The 692-nt window shown below is 52.6% G+C and carries 1 protein-coding gene; it reads right to left on the reverse strand.

Annotation, left to right across the window (positions count from 1 at the left end; all coding sequences use genetic code 11):
* Window positions 1–8: 8 nt before the first annotated feature.
* A complete protein-coding gene (locus EXE51_RS17390) occupies window positions 9–647 on the reverse strand; it encodes an IS6 family transposase (RefSeq protein ID WP_137693183.1) in 639 nt (212 codons plus the stop codon).
* Window positions 648–692 lie beyond the last annotated feature (45 nt).

The following is a 692-nucleotide window of genomic DNA, read 5'->3' on the forward strand; positions in this document are numbered from 1 at the left end:
GGGTCGCGTTAAGTTTGGCGTGAATTGTGGTAGACGGCGAGGGCTTCGAGCCAATTTTGAGCTGTCTCTAACGCGACATTGCTGAAACTATTCGCAAACGATGATGTTCGTCGTTCTATTTCCCAAAAGACACGTTCGATGGCATTCCGATTTCCATGTCGAATGACTTGAAATCGATAGCCGTCTTCAGCAAGGACTGAGCCGAGATAGTCTGCGTCATCGACGAGAAATTCGACGTTGTTCAGCTGATAGCGCCGGTGTAGCTCGGTGAGAAACCATCGCGTCGTCTGTTTGTTTGTGGTCGGATAGAGACTCACCTGAAGGATCTCGTTCGTCTGTGGATCAACCGCGCCGTACAGCCAGAACTTCTGGCCGTGGAGGCGGATCATCTTTTCGTCAACCGCGAGTTGATCCTCGGAGACGGTCGAGATCGGCTGTAGATCGGCTTTATGAACCCAGTGATGGATAGCGACGTGACTCCGATCGATCCCAAACCTTTCGAGATGCTTACTTACCTCACGTAGTGACATACCGGCCAAGTGACAGCGGATCCCCACTTCAATCGCCCAGCGCGGAGTTCGATCTCGCTCCGCAAACGACAAGTCGATCCACGCGATACCTTCGCTGAGGCGGTCGAATTCTGGCATAGACACTCAGAAATCGTCCGCCTCATCCTCTAACTTAACGCGACC

It is taken from the genome of Halorubrum sp. CGM5_25_10-8B (genome assembly GCF_005435095.1).
Lineage (GTDB): Archaea > Halobacteriota > Halobacteria > Halobacteriales > Haloferacaceae > Halorubrum > Halorubrum ezzemoulense.